Raw genomic sequence first — 18,278 nt, forward strand, 5'->3', positions numbered from 1 at the left:
TCCGGCTTGACCGGAGGGTCTCTTCGTCATCGAGGTTGTCCGGTCAAGCCGAACGAAGACGGTGTAATTATTTTCTGGTGCCGGAATGCACTTTTCCTCCCCTGTGTGGGGAGGGGAAATATGTGCTGCCTACTCCGCCGCGCGTTCCACCGGCGAGGACGGCGCTGCCATCGGCTCGAGGCCGAGATCGTTGAACAGCGCCCCATCGACTTCCAGATCCGGATTGGGCGTGGTGAGAAGCTCTTCACCCACAAAGATCGAATTGGCCCCGGCGAGGAAACACAGCGCCTGAAGCTCGCGGCTCATGCCTTCGCGGCCCGCCGACAGCCGCACAACCGAGCGCGGCATCATCAGGCGTGCTGCGGCAATCGCCCGCACGAAATCAAACCCGTCCAGCGGCCTGGCATGGCCCAGAGGGGTGCCTTCCACGGCGACCAGATGGTTGATCGGCACGCTTTCCGGATGCGGGGCGATCGTGGCCAGCTCGACCAGAAGGCCGATCCGGTCAGCTTCGCTCTCGCCCATGCCGATAATGCCGCCACAGCACACATTGATGCCCGCCTCCCGCACACGGCCCAGCGTTTCCAGGCGGTCGTCATAGGTGCGCGTGCTAATCACCTTGTCGTAATATTCCCGGCTCGTATCCAGATTGTGATTGTAATAATCCAGCCCCGCCGCCTTCAGCCTTTGTGCCTGATCGGCCTCCAGCATGCCGAGCGTGACGCAGGTTTCCAGACCTTCCGATTTCACGCCTTCAATCATCTCGCATACGGCATCAACATCGCGATCCTTCAGGGATCGCCAGGCCGCCCCCATGCAAAATCGTGTCGCCCCGCCGGCCTTCGCCTTGCGCGCGGCGGATAGGACCTCATCGACGGGCATCAGTTTGGAGGCTTTCAGCCCGGTCTCATGAAAGGCCGACTGGCTGCAATAACCGCAATCCTCGGCACAGCCGCCGGTCTTGATGGACAGGAGTTGGGATTTCTGGACCGAATTGGCCGCATGATGGCGCCGGTGCACGCTTTGCGCGGCGAACAGCAAATCGTTAAACGGAGATCGGTATATCCCGCCCGCCTCGTCTGCAGTCCAGTCAAAGCGGGGCTTTGACAAGGTCTCGATATCAAGGACAGTGGCAGCCATGTCATCTCATCCGTTTTCTTCTGGCGCGGACCCTAGAAAGAGGCAGGCCCTGCGGCAAGCCGCCAAGGGCATGTTCTGGCTGGCTTTTACAGCCATCACCGTCCTCGCGCTTTTGCCCGGCCCGGCGGCCCCGCCGCGCCTGCTGGGGACGGACAAGCTGGAACATGCGGCCGCTTTTCTGGTGCTGACACTTCTGGCCGGCTTTGGCTGGCGGGCACTACCCCTCTGGTTTATCACGCTGGCCATGATCACCTATGGCCTTCTGATCGAGCTGATCCAGGGCTCGCCCATCCTTCAGCGCACCATGTCCTTTGCCGATGTTCTCGCTGACTTGGCGGGGATTGCGCTGGGCCTGACGCTGGTAGCGATACTGGGCCTGCGAAAGCCGTGACGCGGCCGCCCTACAAACCCTTTTATAGTGGCCCGCCGCGCTTTCAGGTCGGCCTTACCCGGATTGATCCGGCGCACTGGCTGTCCCCTGATCCGGAAGCCGATTGGCTGACAATGAAATCGGAACGCCTCGATGCCGATCCGGAAAAATATTACCGCGCCTTGCCCGCCGCATCGTTGGCGGAAGCGGAGGCTCTGTCCCGCATCGAGGCCGCGACCGGGCGGGCCCGCTCATCCCGCACCGAACCCGCCCTGATTGCCGCCGGGCGTCTGGTTTCGGATGATCTCGTGGTCATGGAAAATGCGGGCGAGGGTTGGGTGGCCACCAGCCTGCTTTTGACCCAGCCGACCTTTTTCTCTCTGGAAGACAGCTTCAACCGCGAACTGCACCAGCTCCACGCGCCTGTGCCCTACGGCGCGCCGGCTCTGGCGGGAAAGATCGCCCGCGTCTTCGATCGCATGCCCGCCGGAGAAGTGTTCGAGCGCTTCAACTGGACGGTCCAGCTCGGTATGGAGCGGCACTGGCCGCATGGTTCGGCCATGCGCGAACAGCTGAAGACCACGCCGCCGGAAGCCGCCATCAATGACCTCGTCTTGCGGGTGGAGCGCCAGACGCTGGTGCGGCTGGAGGCCACGAATGCCATCCTCTTTTGCATCCGCATCTGCCTCGACCCGATCCGCGAAGCGCTCGCCGACCCGGCCGACCGTTCTGCTTTTGCGGCGAGCTGGCGCGCGGCGTCAGACGATGCTCTGGCCTACAAGCGCTGGGGCCAGTTCAACGCCCATGTCGAGGCCGCCCTCGCGGCGCTGGGTGACAGGTAATTTCGGTCTGATAGACTGTGCCAAACCGGATGCGAGGCCGCAACAATGCCAGATCTGACGCTTTACACATTTGACTGGGTGCCCGAAATGCCGCGCGGCCTTGTGCGGGACTTGCGCGTACGCTGGGCACTGGAGGAGGCGGCTCTGCCTTATCGTGTAAGGTCCGTGTCGTTTGCGGAGCGGCGCGCCGATCATTTTTCGCATCAACCTTTCGGCCAGGTGCCGTGGCTGACCGATGGTGATGTGTCGGTGTTTGAAAGCGGCGCGATCCTGCTCTATCTCGGCGGGCTGAGCGAAGCGCTGATGCCGGCGGAAGCGCCCGCCCGGCTGAACGTGACGCAATGGGTCTTCGCTGCGCTCAATTCCGTGGAGATGGCGGCCCTGCCCTGGGCGTTGAAGCAGTTCGGGCGAGACGATACCGCTCCGCCGCTCGACGACTTCCTGTCCGCCCGGCTGGGCCATATGGAAGCTGTCGTCACCAAAGCCGACTGGCTGTGCGGTCACTTCTCCATTGCCGACATTCTGATGGCGGACGTATTCCGCCTGGTGGACCGATTTGACGGTCTGGCGGCCTATCCCGCCTGCCATTCATATCTGAAGAGCGCCATCGCCCGGCCGGCTTTTACAACCGCACTGCGCGGCCAGATGGATCACTTCGCGGCCGCTGATACGCGCCTATCGGAATAGAAAAAGGCCCCGCCGGTTGGCAGGGCCCTGATCAGTTCACTTCCGCCTAATTGCCCGGATGGGAGGGGTCCAGCGGGTCGGACGGATCCGGCTCATCCGGTCCGGGCGGCTGCGTGCCCCAGACATCGCCTGCCCAGTTAGGCGGCAATTCGCCGGTTTTATCAAAGCGCCTGGTCATGCCAACGACGACGCCTGAAAGCATCAGAAGCGCAACGACATTCGGCAACAGCATGGACGCATTGGCGATATCGCCGAACCGCCAGAGCCCGTCGACATTGACAATCAGCGTTCCGCCGAAGGCGACGAACACCCACAGGAAGCGGAAGGGTTTTGCGGCCCAGTCACCAACCAGATAGGTCGCACTCTGTTCGGCATAATACGACCAGCCGATAATCGTGGTGAAGGCGAACAGGGCCTGCGCCGCCAACACCACCCATGCGCCGCCGAACATGCCGGCGGAAAAGGCTGCCGTTGTAATCGCAGAGGCTTCGAGATCAGCCGATTGCCACGCATAGGACACCACACCGCCAGCGGACGGATAAGCGCCCTCCACCACAAGAATGACCAGAGCTGTCATGGTGCAGATCACGATCGTGTCGATGAAAACACCCAGCATGGCGATCTCGCCCTGTTTGATCGGGTTTTTCGTCTGCGCCGCCGCGTGTGCGATCGGGGCAGAGCCCTGACCGGCCTCGTTTGAAAACAGCCCGCGGGCCACACCGGCCCGTACCGCTGCCAGAACACCATAACCGGCGAGCCCGCCACCGGCCTGTTCCCAGCCGAATGCAGCACCGAAAATCTGACCGAAAGCCATCGGAATATGATCCAGATGGGTTACCAGAACAAAGAGAGCGGCCAGCACATAGGCCCCGGCCATAAAGGGAATGATCTTTCCCGCGACATTACCGATCGACTTGATACCGCCGATAATGACAATGAACACCAGCACGGCGAGGATAATGCCGACGCTCCAGTTGGGCACATTTATGCCCAGCGATGTCCCGGCTTCGACAGCTGACTGCGTCACTGAATTGGCCTGAATGGCGCCACCGGTCGCAATCGCCGACAATATCGTGCCAAGACAGAACAGTACGGCCAGCCAGCCCCAGCCTTTTCCGAGGCCGTTCTTGATGTAATACATCGGTCCGCCATGGAAGTGGCCATCCGGGTGCTTTTCGCGAAAGCGGACGGCAAGGCTGGACTCGGCATAGGCCGCGGCCATACCAAAGAGGGCGGTAATCCACATCCAGAAAATCGCACCGGGCCCGCCCAGCGTGATGGCCGTGGCCACACCAGCCAGATTGCCGGTGCCAACCTGACCGGAAAGTGCAGTGGAAAGGGCATTCCAGGGTGAGATCTCGCCTTCACCGGTGCCCTTGCGGCCGCTCCAGAGTTCACCGAAGGCCGGGAACAGGCGGCGTAGTGGCCGTCCGCCCAGAATGATCATGAAAATCAGACCGGTGCCCAGCAGGGCGACCGTGATGATGCCTACGGGCAGGATGCGTTCGTCACCCCAAGTCCCGCCCCACAGAAAGTCGCTGACCGTGGTCGCGGCGTTGAAAAAGCCGTCCATATCTCTCCCCAAGAGTTGCTTGCGCAGCAGCTTAGGAAGCAATGGCGCAGACGCAACGGCTTTTTCTGGAAACCGGTGAAATCATGTCAGCAATATAACAGGTGATGGGTCCGGATTGGGAAAGGTTCTAATTCACCTCTATGGAGAACACGCCCCAGATCCAGTCGCTGTCATCCATCCCGGCCAGAGCCTCGTCCGTATCGCGCGGCCAGACGATCATGGCCGGGCCGAACCCGCCGATATTGAGCGCATCGCCATCCATGCGGATGGCCAGGATCACATCATGGTCCTCGATCCGGGACAGCTCGATATCGCGCTGATATCCGTCCAGCGCGGTAATAGTCAGCATTGTCCCTTCCGGCATGGCACCCGCCATGACATCGCGCAGCAAGGGGCCTGAGAAGCTGTGCGTCTCTCCGCCTGCCGGATAGGCGACCCGGACGGTGTGTTGCGGCATGTCCGCCAGGCTGGCGAAAGGCATGGCATGGGCGCTATCGAAGTCTATGCCATAGGCATTGAACAGAGGTTCAAGCCCCGGCTGCATCGCGCCGCGATCCGTCGTCCCGATCTCGCCATGAATGGTCAGGATATCGCCGCCCCCTGCGAATTCATTGCCGCCGGAACAGGCGGCCAGACTCGCGCTGGCCAGTATGATTGTCATCAGCCGGATCATGTTCAGCCCCTTTTGCTTGAGCTGCAGCATAGTCGAGTCGCGGCCCCCGGTGAATGGGAAATCCGGTGAATTGTAGGACTGCCTACTGGAAGGATTGCCGGTACCGGCTTTCATCCTGAAGCGTCATAATCACCGAGGTCTCCCCCATCGGGCGGTTGAGAATATTGCCGCCGCCAAAGCGCCATCCTTCGCCCGATTCTGCCATCACGGCGTATTCCGTCAGCTCGCCCTCGACATGCTCGTAGCGCGTGCGGAACAGCAGGAAGACATAGCGCAGTCCGGGCCGGTAACAGTGACCCCGCTCGGTGCAGGGCAATGTGTCCGCATTAATGGCAGCCGCCAGCAACACCTTGATAGAGATCAGCGCGCCGGTGCGGCAGCGGCTGTCGGTGAGGAAGCGCAGATAACGCTCGCGCGGCCACCATTGGCGGATACGCCGGTCGGTCAGCCGGTATTACGCGTAATGATCTTCGTCCTACCAGCCGGCCACCCAGTCCAGGAAAGCGTCATAGGCTTCACGCACTTCTTCCTCTGTTGCAGGCGCGGTGGCTTGCCCGCTTGCAGGCGCAGAAGCGGCCAGGACGAGATTGCCGAACGCATCAAACCCGCCAGGGTTTGGCAAGCGCGCCCGCGCGCCCGCGGCTTTAGCAAGGAGTGAAGGCCCTGCCGGGGCATGCCGCATCAGAATTTGAAACGTGGGCCCGCCTTCGCCAAGGCTACGGCGTGACAGTCTTCGCTCGAATTCCATGGGCTGGCTTGCCGGGCCGACGCTCGCTGCAAGCATTTTCAAACCCGCCTACGCCCCAGCCCTGAGCGCGCTTCATGCGAGCACCGGCGCTATTGCAAACTTCGATGACAAGAGCCGCGCCGAGCGGAGCGGAAGCAACCAGCAAAGGCTGGCGCACCCAAGAGGATTCGAACCTCTGACCTCTGCCTTCGGAGGGCAGCGCTCTATCCAGCTGAGCTATGGGTGCGTTCGCGCCGTGGAATAACCCAATGAGACCGGGGGCGCAATCACGTCGAGCGCCGTGATGACATGGCTTTGGCGCGCAAGGCCAGTTTGAGTAGCAAATCCCCGCCCAGAAGCTCTGCCGGAGCGGCCCCGGCGCGCTTCATCTGGCGCTCGGCCTCGAACGCCGCCTGCCGTGCCTGATCCAGCGCCCGGTCATTCCACAGGGCGGCCTGCTGCTTGAACGCATCCGCTGCCGGACCAAAGCGCGGGGCTCCCAGACGCATGGCCGCATCCGGCCCGCCGGATTTCAACTCGGACAGCAAATCGATTCGCCGCTGTATCGTGCGCACGAGGCCGACCCCGCTGGCTCCGCCCGACCGCGCCCGCATCCAGCTGGCATCGGCGTCCTTCACACGGCCCGACATGGCGGTATCGACGACACGGTCCAGCGCGGCATCGCCCCCGGCGGCCGCGCTGGCCTCGATATCGGCGAGCGTGATGGTGTCTTCGCCATCGGCGCGCACCTCTTTCGGGCCCTTGTAGAGAATGAGCTTGTCGATCTCCGAGCGCGCCACGCCGCGATCCCCCTCGATCAGCGGCAGGAAGCGGGCGCGCGCATCGGCCTCCAGATTGAGACCTTCGGCGGCCAGCGCCTCATCGACAAAGGCGATCAGATCCCGCCCGGTTTCCGCATAGCACGGCGCGGCCAGCGCCTTTTTGGCGGGCTCGAACGCCTTGCGCAACTTGCCGGCCGCCTTGAGATCCCCGGCTTCCACCACCAGCCAGGCTTCCGCCGGGGCTTTGCCGGCTTCGAAATCCTTCAGAAACTCTGCCACCGGCGCTCCGCCCGCCTCGGTCGAGATCTGCACCCGCACCAGCCGGTCCCCGCCCATCATGGAGAGCGCCGCCATATTGTCGGCCAGCAGGGCCGGGTCGGTCTTCAGGTCTTCATCGGTCAGCTTGGTGACGTTGAAGGGATCATCGGGATCCTCGACCAGCGCCTTGACCAGCAGATTGGCCCGCTCGCGCACCAGCCCCCGGTCCGGCCCATAGATCAGCCAGGCCGTCAGCTCGCTGTCCGGCGTGGCCAGCCGCGTATTCACATCACGGGCTGTCGCCTTCACTGGCCGCCGCGGTTGATATACCGCGCCACGCGCAGGGCGATCCGGTCCGCGGCTTCCCGGGCGGCACGTTCTTCGGCATCGCGGCGCGCACTGACGGCGGCATAGGGCTGCCGCGGGATGTCAAACGTCGCCTCGGTGCGGACGGTTTCCGTCAGCACAGGCGAACCGGAGCCGGTATCGATCAGGCTGAAATCAACCGACAAAGACAGGGCCGACCGTGAGGCCACATCATCCGCCCCGACCCCCAGGCCGGACGTCGTCACGCTGGTTTCCGCGGCGAGGCGATAGCGCCCGCCGGAGGGCGTGCCGAAGCGGTCATTCAGGGATTCGGCCAGCATCTGGTCGATACGCTCCTGCCCTTCAACGGCGACGGTAATGCCGCGCATGGCGCTCACCTGCTGCGGTGAGCCATGCAGAGGCTGGAAGGCGCAGGCCGAAAGGCCGAGTGTTGCGCCCGCCATCAGGGCAAGGAGTGCTTTGCGTTTCATATTCAGCCCGCCACAATGTTGACGATCCGGTCCGGGACCACGATCACTTTGCGCACTGTAAGGCCTTCCAGCGAACGCGCCACCCCCGGATCGGCCAGAGCCGTTTTTTCGGCCACGTCCTTGTCCGAGCCCTTGGGTAATTCGATCTCGCCGCGGCGCTTGCCATTGACCTGAACGGCGATCGTGACGGTGTTGTCCACCAACAGGGCAGGATCGGCTTCCGGCCAGGCGGCGGTCGCGACGATACCGTTCAGCCCCAGACGCTCCCAGCAGGCTTCGGCCAGATGTGGCATGAAGGGCGAGATCAGCTGGGCGAGCAGCGTCAGCGCCTCTTTTTGCGCCGCCTTGTCGGCCGCGTTCGCGGGCAGGAATTTGCGCAGCGCATTGACCAGATCATGCACCTTTGCCACCGCCGAATTGAAGCGGAAGCCTTCAATCGCCTCCGTCACATCGCGCACCGAGCGATGAGCCGTCTTGCGCAGCTCCAGACCGTCTGCGCTGACGCCGGACATGTCGGTCGCGTCCGTGCCATCAAAGCCGTCGACCACGGTCCACAGGCGCTGGACAAACCGCCAGACGCCATCCACGCCGCCATCAGTATATTCAACATCGCGCTCGGGCGGGCTGTCGGACAGGACGAACCAGCGCGCCGCATCTGCGCCATAGGTGTCGATGAAGTCATCGAGATCGACGACATTCTTCTTCGACTTCGACATCTTCTCGATCGCGCCGACGGTGACCGGACGTCCGGTTTCAAGCTCGACCAACTGGCCGTCGCTGTCCCCGATTTCGGTCGGGGCCAGCCATTTGCCGCTCTCGGACTTGTAGGTCTCGTGCGTGACCATGCCTTGCGTGAACAGGCCGGCAAAGGGTTCGCCGGAGGGCAGATCGATCAGCCCGCAATCATGCAGGGCGCGGGTAAAGAAGCGCGCATAGAGCAGGTGCAGAATGGCATGCTCGATCCCGCCGACATATTGATCGACCGGCATCCAGCGCCGGGCCGCTTCCGGATCAAACGGCCTGTCCTCGCACCAGGGCGAGGTAAAGCGCAGGAAATACCAGGACGAGCAGACAAAGGTGTCCAGCGTATCGGTCTCGCGCTTTGCCGCCTGACCGCATTGCGGACAATCGACATTGCGCCAGCTCTCATGCCGGTCGAGCGGATTGCCCGGCGTGTCAAACGTCACATCGCGGGGCAATTCCACCGGCAATTGGTCCGCCGGCACCGGTACCGTCCCACAGCTTCCACAATGGATGATCGGGATCGGACAGCCCCAATAGCGCTGCCGTGAAACCAGCCAGTCGCGCAGCCGGTAATTGGTCGCGCCCTGACCCAGACCGCGCTTTTCCAGCTCTTCAATCGCGCGCTCGATGGCAGCCTCTGTGGTCAATCCGTCGAGGAAGCGCGAATTATAGATGGTGCCGTGATCGGTATAGGCTTCGGTATCGATGGTGTGCGTGGCCGCATCGGCGTCCGGCGGCAGCACGACCGGGGTCACCGGCAGATTGTATTTCCGTGCAAAATCAAGATCGCGCTGATCACCCGCAGGCGAACCGAAAATCGCGCCAGTGCCATAGGTCGACAGCACGAAATTGGCCGACCAGACCGGGATTTCCCAGCTATCATCAAACGGGTGCAGCACCTTCACATGCAGATCAATGCCCTTTTTCGGGGCTTTCTCGATTTCCTCCGCCGTGGTGCCGGCGGCCGCACAATCGCGCGCGAACTTGTCGACCAGCGGATCATCCTGGGCCAATGCGGCCGTGATCGAATGATCGGAGGCCAGCGCCAGAAAGCTGGCGCCGAACAGCGTGTCGGGCCGCGTCGTGAAGACAGTGATGCCTTCACAGCCAAAGCGGTCCCTGTCGGCCGGATCGGCAAACGGGAAGGTCACATGGGCCCCGCGCGAACGGCCGATCCAGTTGGCCTGCATCAGGCGGACTTTATCCGGCCAGCGCTCCAGCGTTTCCAGCCCGTCCAGCAGGCTGTCGGCATAATCGGTGATTTTCAGGAAATACTGGTCGAGCTCGCGCTGGACGACCTGTGCGCCGGAGCGCCAGCCCTTGCCGTCGATGACCTGCTCATTGGCCAGAACGGTATGGTCGACCGGATCCCAATTGACCTTGGCCTTGCGGCGCTCGACGAGGCCTTGCTCGAAAAATTTCAGGAAAATCGCCTGCTGGTGCTTGTAATAGTCCGGCTCGCAGGTCGCGATTTCCCGGTCCCAGTCCAGCGCCAGACCCAGCCTTTGCAGCTGTCCGCGCATCACCTGGATATTCTTCAGCGTCCAGTCGCGCGGATGCACATTGCGCTCGCGCGCCGCGTTTTCGGCGGGCAGGCCGAAAGCGTCCCATCCCATCGGGTGCAGCACATCGAACCCGCGGGCGCGCTTGTAGCGGGCGACCACATCGCCCATCGCATAATTGCGTGAATGGCCGACATGGATCTTTCCCGACGGATAGGGAAACATTTCAAGGACGTAGTATTTCGGACGGTCAGACGCCTCGCGCGATGCGCGGTCCACGCCCTCTTCCGCCCAGACGCGTTGCCATTTCGGCTCGGCCTCTCTGGGATTGTATCTGCTCATGGAATTGTCCTGAGCCCGCGCCGGAAGGGCGGGCAAAAAGGTTAGTTGTCGAGCGTCGAGATCCGCAATTGCCGCGCCCGCGTCAGGATCGCGTTTTCAATATCGATCCCGGTTTGCGGTGTAACGGTTGCGTCCACCCATTCGCCGGCTTCAGAGCGTTCCTGACGGAAGACCCGCACAGACAAGGCATCGCCGCGAAGTCGCGTATCGAGGATATAGACCGTGACCTGGAAGCGCTCATTCGGCTGTTCCGGATTGGCATACCAGTCGGTGACGATCACGCCGCCGAACGGATCGACCTGATCCAGCGGCATGAAGCTGATCGTGTCGAGGCTGGCGCGCCACAGAAAGCTGTTGACGCCGATACCCGCCGGACGCTGATCGCTGGCACCGCCGGAAAAGCTGGGCAGACGAAGGCCGCTGCGGCCATCATCGCCGGATTCGGTACTGCGTGAGGACGAGCACGCCGCAAGCGCCAGCATGGATAGCGCTAGAACCGGCAAGGTTAGGGAGCGGCTGAACTTCATCTCTCGGTCTCCATGAGAAATAGTGTGGCAAACCGGACCCGTTGGCCCGACGGCGACGTGATCTATACCACGCGAAACGCGCATGGCCAGCCATGGGCGACACTTGATTCACCACGAGTTCGAAATGAACCATCGTGGCTTTCGCGCCACATCTGCCTTTTTCTTGCCTTATTTGCCGCTTGGCTTGCTTGACGATGAGGGTATGGCCGGTGTGGATTAGCGCTTCGTCCGGGGGGACGGGGCCGACCGGCGGGGCCGCGAGAGGCACAATGACGCAGTATTCAGGCGCGATAATATTCTCCGCGCTTTCTGCAGTCCTCGCGGCCGCGCCGGCGCATTCTTTCCAGAATTCAGATGATATAAGCTATCGCCTGGCGGCGATTGACCTATCCTTGCGCACGGATGCCGCTCTGGTCTTTGCCAGCGGATCCTATGGCGGCAATGTGCTCGCCGACCTCGATGCCCGCATTGAATGGGAAGCAATTTCCGACAATGGCTGGCGCTGGGGGCTGGAAGCCGGGCTCCATGCCCAGAGCGATATTGCGCGCGACGGGTTTGCAAATGCGGCGGGACCGGTCCTGACCAGCCCACGCAGATCGCTGGCCACGGGCCGTTATCGCGGCGGTGCCGCGGAGACCGGCCGCAAGGCCATTGCGGCTGAACGCTTCAATATCTTTCTGAAAGCCGGCTGGGGCGAATGGCGATTGGGTCTGACACCCGGAGCCGCGCAGGTTGAAGCTATCAACCTGCCGACCGGTTCGGCCTTTGTCCGGCTGGATGGCGGGCCTCTGGGGCTCGGCCGTCAGGTGATGACACGCACGGCCAATACCGGCGCGGGATTCGGGCCCTCGATTGTCTATTCAACGCCGCGTATCATCGGTTTGCGGGCCTCGGCCTCCTTTGCACCGCAAGCCCGCTATTGCGCCGTCGATATCTGCCTGTCGGCCGCGATTGCGGGCGGTGCCGGTTCGGCCAGCCTCGAAAACGTCTTCGAAGCCGGGGTAAGCTTTGATCACACCTTTGCCACGGCCGGACAGATAGAGGCGGCACTCAACTTCGTGACGGCCGACCCGCTTTCGGTCGCGTTTTCCGATGCTTACAGCGCCGTCGGAGCGGAGCTGCGCTGGTCGCGGGACGGGCTCTCCATCGGCGCGTCCGGCCTCTGGTCTGACAATGCGGTGTCCGGCGGCGATTATCAGGCCCTGACCCTGGCGGCGAGATATGATCGCGGCGACTGGAGTTATGGTGCGGAATGGGCCGCCTCCGAGGATGATTACCTCCAGGAGTCGGAGACGGCGGCGCAATTGACCCTGTCGCGACTGGTCGGCGATCAATTCACTGTGACCTTTGGACTACACTCAACGGAACGGGACTTTGCCATCCCTACCGTTCAGGGCATTGTAAATAATACTGAAAATGGTACCGGAGCGTTTTTCGAGGTGACATTCCGGAACTGACAAACGGAGGGTGGCACCTTAAAACGTTGTCATTCTGAGATTCAACTCTTCGCCTTTTAACGATCATTGGTTATATTGTTTTCTGCATTGAGGGGCATTGTGGCATGAGCCAGGTGTTAAAAGCATGGACGATCGTTGTTGCGGTCGCGGGGTTTGTCGCCTCCGCGCCGGGCGCTTTTGCGTTCCAGGATGCGGTTAGCGCCTCGTCCGATGCCGATGCTCAGGCCTGGTATGAAACCTACACGCTGGACTCGAATGTAGCGCCCGGGGTCAATCTCGATTTCCCGGACAATCAGGTGGAATTCCAGTCCGGCGATGGCTGGGGCTTTACCCTCGGCATTGACCGTAATGACGAGCAGCGCCGTGAATTCGACTCGATCGATGCCGGCGTCTATGTCGATCTCAATCAGCGCTTCCGTTTTGGCGGATCGATCCGTTTTTCCAATCCGGACAATCTGGTCACCGGCCCGCAGATCGATAATCGTGCGCCGGAAGTGAAGTTTGAAACCGGCTGGCGCTTCTAGGGTTTTAACCCGTCAATCGCTGCCAATCCCGAAAATCCTGAATTTGCCAGACGCTTTGCCGTGTCTGCCGTTATGCCACCGAGCGCATAGACCGGCAGCCTCGCGCGGGTTGTGAGGGAGGTTGCCCGCAAAGGGCCCAACCCGGCCTTTCCGGCATGGCTGCGTGTGGCAAAGACCGGCGATAGCAGCACAGCATCTGCTCCGGTCCGAGCTGCCAGCGCGAGTTCGCGCCGGTTATGCGCCGACATCGTCATGATCGCCCCCGAATGGGTGTTCCGCCAGCGCTGCGCCTCCCGGACCAGGCGGGCCGGCCAGTGCACACCCTCAGCATCGCACGCCTCGGCCAGCTCCGGATCTGCTGCAATCAGCAGAACCAGTCCTCTGGCCCGCGCTATGGCCGAAAGATCATGCGCTTCGGCGAACCGTTCGGTCCGGCCAAAATGGCGATAGATCAGCGCGCAGTTATCCGGCAGGCCGCGTGCAAAGGCGGCAACATCCGGCGTTCGCTGCGGATCCGTCACTGCGATAAGGGGCGGCAGGAAGCCCGGAATGCCGGGCCATCTGGCGGCAAGCCTTGCCAGTTTCATCGCTTGGGAATAGGTGCGGGAGGACATGACCGACTCTGTAAACGAATTCGCCGCCCGCCGGAATGATATCCTGAAGCGGATCGCCGCCGCGGCGAAGGCCGCGGACCGGTTAGCCGCAGATGTGGCGCTGGTGGGCGTTTCCAAGAAACAGCCCGACACGCGCATTGAACACGCCCTTGCGGCGGGTCAGCGCGTTTTTGGCGAGAACCGAGTTCAGGAAGCACAGGCCCGCTGGGACGGCCGGCGCGCCGATTATGCGGACCTCGAATTACGGCTGATAGGCCCGTTACAGACCAACAAGGCGCAAGACGCGGTCGCTCTGTTTGACGTCATCGAAACGCTGGACCGGCCCAAACTCGCCAAAGCCCTCAAGGCCGCGATGGAAAAGACCGGCCGCACGCCGCGCCTCTATGTGCAGGTCAATACCGGCGAGGAAGACCAGAAGGCGGGAATCGCCCCGCCTGATCTCGCCGGTTTCCTGACATCGCTGCGCGAGGATTTCGGGTTTCAGATCGAAGGCCTGATGTGCATTCCGCCGGTCGAGGATCCCGCCGGTCCGCATTTTGCCCTGCTGGCGGACCTGGCCGCCGCCAATGGCATCGAAAAACTCTCCATGGGGATGAGCGGCGATTATGAAACGGCGGTGAAGTTTGGCGCGACCAGCGTGCGGGTCGGCTCGGCCCTGTTTGGGGAGCGTCCTAGCGCCTGATTTCGAGCGTATCGCCGGGCCTGGCGTTCGCAAGTACGTGTTCCAGATCGTCCCGCGCCAGCGCCACACAGCCCAGCGTTGGCGGATAGCCCGGCTTGGCGCAATGCAGGAAAACCGCAGAGCCCTTGCCCGGCACCGGCGGATCATCATTGTGCGACAGCACAACAACGATGTCGTAGAGTTCATCGCGCCGCGCCATCTCTTCACACGATGCCGGATAGGGCAGGCGCACCGGCCGGTTGTAGGCCGGGTCATCGGGCGCATCACACCAGCCATCGTCGGAGTGGATCGCGCGAACCGGCAGCGCCGTTGTGGGCGCATCGCCGCGATCTTTGCGGTAGAGTACTCGCCTCAGCGTGTAGACGCCGAGCGGTGTGGCACCATCGCCTTCCACCTTGTCCGCTTCCGGCTTCACACCGCCCTTGCCGAGCGCTGCGCGAACGGTGCCGGTCGGCGATTGAAAGACGCCATCAGAGGTGACGGTAAATCGGGTCATGTCGGCGGGTTTCCGGCAAAATCAGGCATAATTCAAGCGGTCGGCGCGGGACGCCCTCCAGCGCAAAAGCGCATAACACGGCGTCCCGGTCGCCTCCCCCACCACGGAGGGTTCACGTGGCCGGACGAAGCCGGCCTGTCGTGCCGGGCGTTAACCATGCAATTTTGAAGCCATTTTTCACGCCGTGATGACGCCTTGCACACGCTATTGTGTGCTTGACCGTGAGCGCGAGCAGGGTCATTTGTGCCGGGAAATTTCAGCCGCCCGGCAGGAATTGCCTCCGGTTCAAAAAATGGCATGATCAAACCATGAGTGCGAAAAAAACGATTCTGTGCGTCGATGATGACGATGACCTCCGCGAAACCCTGATCGAACAATTCGGGTTTCATGACGAATTCGACGTCCGCGATGCGGACACGGCGACCAAGGGCATCCGGATTGCCCGTGACGAGCGCGTCGACATCGTGCTTCTGGACGTCGACCTGCCGGATATGGACGGCCGCGAGGCCTGCCGCCTGATGCGCAAGAATGGCGTGACGGCACCGGTCGTGATGCTCACAGGACAGAATACCGATGCCGACCAGATCCTCGGCCTGGAATCGGGCGCCAATGACTATGTCACCAAACCCTTCAAATTCTCGGTCCTGCTGGCCCGGGTCCGTGCCCATCTGCGCAGCCATGAGCAGAGTGAAGATGCCATCTTCCAGATCGGGCCCTACGAATTCAAGCCGTCCATGAAATTGCTGGTGACGTCAGACGAGAAGAAGATCCGCCTGACGGAGAAGGAAACGAATATCCTCAAATATCTCTACCGCTCGGGCGGCAAGCCGGTCTCGCGCGACGAACTCCTGCATGAAGTCTGGGGCTATAATCCCAATGTCACCACACACACGCTGGAAACCCACATTTACCGTCTGCGCCAGAAGATCGAGCTCGACCCGTCCTGCGCGCGCCTTCTGATCACCGAAGGCGGTGGTTATCGCCTGCAATCATAAGCCGTTCGGGCCTTTCCGGGTGACAGCCTTGCGATCTGCCGTCAGGATCAGGCCCGGTTTCTGATTTCAGGTGTTTCATGCGTATTGGGCTTGGGCTGGTCTGCTTGGCATTCAGTTGCGGTGTTGCCGCGGCCCAGACTCCGGTATCGACGGCTGAGACGCTGGACATTCATCATTATGAAGTCACCGGTCTCTCGCCGGAGCATTTGATCGCCTCGTTTCGCAACCGCCCGGATCCGGCCGTCATGGCAACCACACGCGGCGGTCTGTCCATTCGCTATGATTTTGCCTTTGGCGGCGATGAGTGCCGTTTGATGCAGGTCGATCTGACGCTGGATATCGACATCACCTATCCGCTATGGCGCGAGGAAGACCGGGGATCGCAAGACATGCGCGCGGCGTGGCAGCGGTTCAAAACCGCGCTGGAAATACATGAGGAGGGCCATGTCGAGCGGTTTCGCGATGCAGCGGGCCGCCTCTCAGACCGACTCGCGGCCATTCCGCCGGCGCCGTCCTGCCATACCGTCCGCGCTGCGGTGGACCGGCACCGCGAGCAGTTCGACCGTGAGGTGGAAGCCGAACAAGCGACTTATGAACGCGAGACCGATAATGGCGCGACTCAAGGCGCGCGGCTCAGGTTTCGCTAAAGCACCAGATCCAGCACAATCGGCACGTGATCGGATGGCTTTTCCCGCGCGCGTTCCGGCTCGTATATCCGGAAACCGTCGCGGCCGCGTGCCAGAGCGGCGTCTTTCAGCGCGGGTGTCACCCAGATATGATCCAGACGCCGACCCCGGTTGGAGGCGCGGTAATCCTTCGAGCGATAGCTCCACCAGGTGTAGATCTTTTCCGGTTCCGGGATGATTTCCCGCGCCACATCGATGAAATCACCCGCCGCCAGCATGGCGTTCAGCGCATCAACCTCGCCCGGCGTGTGCGAGACGACCTTCAGAAGCTGTTTGTGTGACCAGACATCGTGCTCATAGGGCGCAATGTTGAAGTCGCCGAGAATGACAATCCGGTCCTTCGCCGTGTCCCGCGCCGCGAAGTAATCCGTCGTCCGCGCCAGAAAATCCATCTTGTGCGCAAAGCGCGGATTGGTCTCGACATCCGGCTCATCGCCGCCGGCGGGGATATAGAAATTGTGCAATTCGATGCCCTTCACGCCAACGCGTTGATGGCGGGCTTCCGCGCGCGGGCAGATGGCTTCATCGCCCAGATCCTCAAGCGGAAACTTCGAGGCAATCGCGACCCCGTGCATCCCCTTCTGACCGCGCACATGGAAATGTTCATAGCCCATCTCGCGGAAGGCTTTTTCCGGGAATTCCTCCGTCCGGCATTTGATCTCCTGCAGGCACAATACGTCCGGCGCTGCGGCAGCCACAAAGGGCGCAATCAGCGGCACGGCGCGCAGGCGCACAGAATTCACATTCCAGCTCGCAATCGAAAGCGTCGTCATCATTCCGTCCAATCAGAGAATATTATAGGTCGAGCCCGCCAGGCCCACCGGCCAGCGTCCGCGCACAAAGAGACGCCAGCGCGCCAGGAAGGGATGCGGTGGATCATCATCCTCGGCCTCGGCCATGATCACCAGCGCGGCCCCGTTCGCCGCCTGGATGAGTGAGCCCGCGGCCGCGTTCAACACCGCCTCATCGCTCATATCGCCCAGTGACGCCGAATAGGCGACAGCGTCCTGTGCCGCTTCGCCGGCCTTCATGCCGACATATTCCAGAACCGTCTGGATGCCGTCCTCGTCCAGCCGCATCGAAGCTTCCGATACCAGCCCGGCGCGCAGCATTTCCTCGGTCTCCCAGCCTTCGGGATTGAAATCCATCGCCTCGGCGGCTTCGGCGGCCTCATCCCAATTGGTCAATAGCCCTGCTTCGGCATGGGGAAAGCCCAGCCCGTCGAGATAGGTGCGGGACAGATCGCGTTCGCGTGTGTCGAGGGGCTCGCCCAATCGCATGAACAGGCGGGCGTCTGCCAGCCCGTCCGCAAAGGCGCGAACCTTGTAAAGCAGCGGAATTTCATCCAGCAGCCGGGTAAAATCATCTTCAGCCATACGCGTTATCTAACGCGAACCGTGCCGTTACGGAACTCGAATAACACCACGCAATTGGACAGGGCCTGCCCGCCCGGCAATTCGCGAAAGCGCCAGTCTTCCACAGCCCGCACGGCGGCCGCATCGAAATGCCCGGCGGGAATGGACTCAGCCGAGCGGACGCGATGCGGACGGCCAGTGTCATAAACATGGAAGCGGACGACCACCCAGCCTTGAAGGCCTCGCGAATAGGCGCGGGCCGGATAGACCGGCATCTCGAATTCGCGGGCGGCCAGCTGTGCGCCCTGACAATCCTCCGGCCCGATCAGCCGTTCGACATTGGCCGGCACCGGAAAGGGTTGTGCCGGCATGAAGGGTTCCGAGCGCGGATCCAGCCGTTCGGTGCCGGGCAGTGAGGCCACGGACGAACAGGCGCTGACACACAAGGCCAGAAGGGCGATCAGGAAAGAAGTTCGGATCATGGGCGCAAGCTAGCGGCTTTCCC

At 62.2% G+C, this 18,278-nt stretch carries 22 protein-coding genes and 1 tRNA gene; 8 read left to right on the top strand and 15 right to left on the bottom strand.

Going from position 1 to position 18,278, the window contains the following annotated elements; translation table 11 throughout:
* Window positions 1–129: 129 nt before the first annotated feature.
* A complete protein-coding gene (bioB, locus tag HXX25_RS12240) occupies window positions 130–1,140 on the bottom strand; it encodes a biotin synthase BioB (protein WP_187166181.1) in 1,011 nt (336 codons plus the stop codon).
* Here bioB and HXX25_RS12245 point away from each other — a divergent pair.
* Genes HXX25_RS12245 through HXX25_RS12255 form a run of 3 tightly spaced genes read left to right on the top strand, consistent with a single transcriptional unit; the run spans window position 1,139 to window position 3,039 of the window.
* Window positions 1,139–1,531: a VanZ family protein gene (locus tag HXX25_RS12245; RefSeq protein WP_187166182.1), complete on the top strand. Its 393-nt coding sequence runs from the start codon at window positions 1,139–1,141 to the stop codon at window positions 1,529–1,531. The genes bioB and HXX25_RS12245 overlap by 2 nt on opposite strands.
* Window positions 1,528–2,352, top strand: coding sequence for a heme-dependent oxidative N-demethylase subunit alpha family protein (locus tag HXX25_RS12250; protein ID WP_187166183.1), 825 nt, complete (start codon window positions 1,528–1,530; stop codon window positions 2,350–2,352). The genes HXX25_RS12245 and HXX25_RS12250 overlap by 4 nt, the downstream gene beginning before the upstream one ends.
* 45 nt (window positions 2,353–2,397) lie before the next feature.
* The gene (locus HXX25_RS12255; RefSeq protein WP_187166184.1) at window positions 2,398–3,039 is read left to right on the top strand and encodes a glutathione S-transferase family protein; all 642 of its coding nucleotides are present in this window, start codon (window positions 2,398–2,400) and stop codon (window positions 3,037–3,039) included.
* Between the two features lie 46 nt (window positions 3,040–3,085).
* On the opposite strand, the gene HXX25_RS12260 is transcribed toward HXX25_RS12255, so the two are convergent.
* The 9 genes from HXX25_RS12260 to HXX25_RS12300 form a co-directional block, all read right to left on the bottom strand.
* The gene (locus HXX25_RS12260; RefSeq protein WP_187166185.1) at window positions 3,086–4,612 is read right to left on the bottom strand and encodes a sodium:alanine symporter family protein; all 1,527 of its coding nucleotides are present in this window, start codon (window positions 4,610–4,612) and stop codon (window positions 3,086–3,088) included.
* Between the two features lie 127 nt (window positions 4,613–4,739).
* On the bottom strand, window positions 4,740–5,285 hold the full coding sequence (locus tag HXX25_RS12265) for a molybdopterin-dependent oxidoreductase (RefSeq protein WP_187166186.1): 546 nt from the start codon (window positions 5,283–5,285) through the stop codon (window positions 4,740–4,742).
* A gap of 82 nt (window positions 5,286–5,367) precedes the next feature.
* Window positions 5,368–5,634 (bottom strand): hypothetical protein, encoded by a 267-nt coding sequence (locus HXX25_RS12270; protein ID WP_187166187.1) that lies wholly within the window; start codon window positions 5,632–5,634, stop codon window positions 5,368–5,370.
* 126 nt (window positions 5,635–5,760) lie between these two features.
* Window positions 5,761–6,069 carry a hypothetical protein gene (locus HXX25_RS12275; RefSeq protein WP_187166188.1) on the bottom strand — a complete coding sequence of 103 codons (309 nt, stop codon included), beginning with the start codon at window positions 6,067–6,069 and terminating at the stop codon, window positions 5,761–5,763.
* 113 nt (window positions 6,070–6,182) lie between these two features.
* Window positions 6,183–6,259: transfer RNA gene (locus HXX25_RS12280), tRNA-Arg, on the bottom strand.
* A gap of 40 nt (window positions 6,260–6,299) precedes the next feature.
* On the bottom strand, window positions 6,300–7,361 hold the full coding sequence (holA, locus tag HXX25_RS12285; RefSeq protein WP_187166189.1) for a DNA polymerase III subunit delta: 1,062 nt from the start codon (window positions 7,359–7,361) through the stop codon (window positions 6,300–6,302).
* The gene (gene lptE / locus HXX25_RS12290) at window positions 7,358–7,849 is read right to left on the bottom strand and encodes an LPS assembly lipoprotein LptE (RefSeq protein WP_187166190.1); all 492 of its coding nucleotides are present in this window, start codon (window positions 7,847–7,849) and stop codon (window positions 7,358–7,360) included. Before lptE ends, holA begins: the two co-directional genes overlap by 4 nt.
* A 2-nt stretch (window positions 7,850–7,851) precedes the next feature.
* A complete protein-coding gene (leuS, locus tag HXX25_RS12295; protein WP_187166191.1) occupies window positions 7,852–10,437 on the bottom strand; it encodes a leucine--tRNA ligase in 2,586 nt (861 codons plus the stop codon).
* A 41-nt stretch (window positions 10,438–10,478) separates the two neighbouring features.
* Entirely contained in the window at window positions 10,479–10,964 is a 486-nt protein-coding gene (locus HXX25_RS12300) for a DUF3576 domain-containing protein (protein ID WP_187166192.1), read from the bottom strand.
* 269 nt (window positions 10,965–11,233) lie between these two features.
* Between HXX25_RS12300 and HXX25_RS12305 the strand changes: the two genes are divergently transcribed.
* Both HXX25_RS12305 and HXX25_RS12310 read left to right on the top strand, forming a co-directional pair.
* Window positions 11,234–12,421, top strand: coding sequence for a hypothetical protein (locus HXX25_RS12305; protein ID WP_187166193.1), 1,188 nt, complete (start codon window positions 11,234–11,236; stop codon window positions 12,419–12,421).
* Between the two features lie 104 nt (window positions 12,422–12,525).
* Complete coding sequence (locus HXX25_RS12310) at window positions 12,526–12,945, top strand: NtrZ family periplasmic regulatory protein (RefSeq protein WP_187166194.1); 420 nt, start codon at window positions 12,526–12,528, stop codon at window positions 12,943–12,945.
* Here HXX25_RS12310 and HXX25_RS12315 read toward each other — a convergent pair.
* Window positions 12,942–13,559: a thiamine phosphate synthase gene (locus HXX25_RS12315; protein ID WP_187166195.1), complete on the bottom strand. Its 618-nt coding sequence runs from the start codon at window positions 13,557–13,559 to the stop codon at window positions 12,942–12,944. The genes HXX25_RS12310 and HXX25_RS12315 overlap by 4 nt on opposite strands.
* On the opposite strand from HXX25_RS12315, the gene HXX25_RS12320 reads away from it, so the two are divergent.
* Window positions 13,558–14,241, top strand: a complete 684-nt coding sequence (locus tag HXX25_RS12320; protein WP_187166196.1) for a YggS family pyridoxal phosphate-dependent enzyme — start codon at window positions 13,558–13,560, stop codon at window positions 14,239–14,241. The genes HXX25_RS12315 and HXX25_RS12320 overlap by 2 nt on opposite strands.
* On the opposite strand, the gene HXX25_RS12325 is transcribed toward HXX25_RS12320, so the two are convergent.
* A complete protein-coding gene (locus HXX25_RS12325) occupies window positions 14,231–14,737 on the bottom strand; it encodes a L,D-transpeptidase (RefSeq protein ID WP_187166197.1) in 507 nt (168 codons plus the stop codon). The two genes, HXX25_RS12320 and HXX25_RS12325, sit on opposite strands and share 11 nt — an antisense overlap.
* 308 nt (window positions 14,738–15,045) lie before the next feature.
* Here HXX25_RS12325 and HXX25_RS12330 point away from each other — a divergent pair, with 308 nt between their 5' ends.
* Together HXX25_RS12330 and HXX25_RS12335 are read left to right on the top strand one after the other, a co-directional pair.
* Window positions 15,046–15,732, top strand: a complete 687-nt coding sequence (locus HXX25_RS12330) for a response regulator transcription factor (RefSeq protein ID WP_187166198.1) — start codon at window positions 15,046–15,048, stop codon at window positions 15,730–15,732.
* Window positions 15,733–15,809: 77 nt separating this feature from the next.
* Entirely contained in the window at window positions 15,810–16,379 is a 570-nt protein-coding gene (locus HXX25_RS12335) for a DUF922 domain-containing protein (protein WP_187166199.1), read from the top strand.
* On the opposite strand, the gene HXX25_RS12340 is transcribed toward HXX25_RS12335, so the two are convergent.
* Genes HXX25_RS12340 through HXX25_RS12350 form a run of 3 tightly spaced genes read right to left on the bottom strand, consistent with a single transcriptional unit; the run spans window position 16,376 to window position 18,255 of the window.
* Window positions 16,376–17,191, bottom strand: a complete 816-nt coding sequence (locus HXX25_RS12340; RefSeq protein WP_187167851.1) for an exodeoxyribonuclease III — start codon at window positions 17,189–17,191, stop codon at window positions 16,376–16,378. The two genes, HXX25_RS12335 and HXX25_RS12340, sit on opposite strands and share 4 nt — an antisense overlap.
* 12 nt (window positions 17,192–17,203) lie before the next feature.
* On the bottom strand, window positions 17,204–17,794 hold the full coding sequence (locus HXX25_RS12345; RefSeq protein WP_187166200.1) for a hypothetical protein: 591 nt from the start codon (window positions 17,792–17,794) through the stop codon (window positions 17,204–17,206).
* Window positions 17,795–17,799: 5 nt separating this feature from the next.
* Window positions 17,800–18,255, bottom strand: coding sequence for an energy transducer TonB (locus tag HXX25_RS12350; protein WP_187166201.1), 456 nt, complete (start codon window positions 18,253–18,255; stop codon window positions 17,800–17,802).
* Window positions 18,256–18,278: the final 23 nt, after the last annotated feature.

This window comes from Hyphobacterium sp. CCMP332, assembly GCF_014323565.1.
Taxonomy (GTDB): domain Bacteria; phylum Pseudomonadota; class Alphaproteobacteria; order Caulobacterales; family Maricaulaceae; genus Hyphobacterium.

Bases quoted from the DNA above. Each gene is read 5' to 3' on its own strand.
- HXX25_RS12245 (WP_187166182.1), top strand. From the start codon at position 1,139: ATGTCATCTCATCCGTTTTCTTCTGGCGCGGACCCTAGAAAGAGGCAG.
- bioB (WP_187166181.1), bottom strand. From the start codon at position 1,140: ATGGCTGCCACTGTCCTTGATATCGAGACCTTGTCAAAGCCCCGCTTT.
- HXX25_RS12255 (WP_187166184.1), top strand. From the start codon at position 2,398: ATGCCAGATCTGACGCTTTACACATTTGACTGGGTGCCCGAAATGCCG.
- HXX25_RS12260 (WP_187166185.1), bottom strand. From the start codon at position 4,612: ATGGACGGCTTTTTCAACGCCGCGACCACGGTCAGCGACTTTCTGTGG.
- HXX25_RS12265 (WP_187166186.1), bottom strand. From the start codon at position 5,285: ATGATCCGGCTGATGACAATCATACTGGCCAGCGCGAGTCTGGCCGCC.
- HXX25_RS12275 (WP_187166188.1), bottom strand. From the start codon at position 6,069: ATGCTTGCAGCGAGCGTCGGCCCGGCAAGCCAGCCCATGGAATTCGAG.
- lptE (WP_187166190.1), bottom strand. From the start codon at position 7,849: ATGAAACGCAAAGCACTCCTTGCCCTGATGGCGGGCGCAACACTCGGC.
- leuS (WP_187166191.1), bottom strand. From the start codon at position 10,437: ATGAGCAGATACAATCCCAGAGAGGCCGAGCCGAAATGGCAACGCGTC.
- HXX25_RS12300 (WP_187166192.1), bottom strand. From the start codon at position 10,964: ATGAAGTTCAGCCGCTCCCTAACCTTGCCGGTTCTAGCGCTATCCATG.
- HXX25_RS12305 (WP_187166193.1), top strand. From the start codon at position 11,234: ATGACGCAGTATTCAGGCGCGATAATATTCTCCGCGCTTTCTGCAGTC.
- HXX25_RS12310 (WP_187166194.1), top strand. From the start codon at position 12,526: ATGAGCCAGGTGTTAAAAGCATGGACGATCGTTGTTGCGGTCGCGGGG.
- HXX25_RS12320 (WP_187166196.1), top strand. From the start codon at position 13,558: ATGACCGACTCTGTAAACGAATTCGCCGCCCGCCGGAATGATATCCTG.
- HXX25_RS12315 (WP_187166195.1), bottom strand. From the start codon at position 13,559: ATGTCCTCCCGCACCTATTCCCAAGCGATGAAACTGGCAAGGCTTGCC.
- HXX25_RS12325 (WP_187166197.1), bottom strand. From the start codon at position 14,737: ATGACCCGATTTACCGTCACCTCTGATGGCGTCTTTCAATCGCCGACC.
- HXX25_RS12330 (WP_187166198.1), top strand. From the start codon at position 15,046: ATGAGTGCGAAAAAAACGATTCTGTGCGTCGATGATGACGATGACCTC.
- HXX25_RS12335 (WP_187166199.1), top strand. From the start codon at position 15,810: ATGCGTATTGGGCTTGGGCTGGTCTGCTTGGCATTCAGTTGCGGTGTT.
- HXX25_RS12340 (WP_187167851.1), bottom strand. From the start codon at position 17,191: ATGACGACGCTTTCGATTGCGAGCTGGAATGTGAATTCTGTGCGCCTG.
- HXX25_RS12345 (WP_187166200.1), bottom strand. From the start codon at position 17,794: ATGGCTGAAGATGATTTTACCCGGCTGCTGGATGAAATTCCGCTGCTT.
- HXX25_RS12350 (WP_187166201.1), bottom strand. From the start codon at position 18,255: ATGATCCGAACTTCTTTCCTGATCGCCCTTCTGGCCTTGTGTGTCAGC.